The sequence below is a fragment of the Blautia sp. CAG:237 genome (assembly GCF_000436615.1).
Classification (GTDB): Bacteria; Bacillota; Clostridia; order Lachnospirales; family Lachnospiraceae; genus Blautia_A; species Blautia_A intestinihominis.
This window is the reverse complement of record NZ_FR886723.1, coordinates 1-263: the sequence shown is the minus strand read 5'-3', so window position 1 is coordinate 263 and position 263 is coordinate 1. Positions and strand designations below refer to the sequence as shown.

The window sequence follows — 263 nt, the reverse complement described above, 5'->3', positions numbered from 1 at the left end:
TGAACGGAGTGAACAGTAACCCTTTGAGCATATCTGCTCGAATAATTCATAAAAACACTTGTTCCTATAAAACAAATATATTATAATAAAAAAAGAACAATATGTTCGTAGAAATAAAATCAATCCGTCAGTATATAGAAAGTCAGGGTGAGAAAAATAAACCGGGTAGTAAAAATAAGAATCTATCCAAATAAAGAACAGATATCTCAGATAGAGAAAACAATCGGCTGCTGCCGTTTCCTTTATAATCAGATGCTTGCGGA

The 263-nt window shown here is 32.3% G+C and carries 1 protein-coding gene; it reads left to right on the top strand.

What is annotated here, in order from left to right; translation table 11 throughout:
* Positions 1-147 precede the first annotated feature (147 nt).
* Positions 148-263, top strand: a 116-nt coding sequence (locus QZL69_RS13955) for a helix-turn-helix domain-containing protein (RefSeq protein WP_334290846.1), incomplete at its 3' end; no start/stop codon positions are given.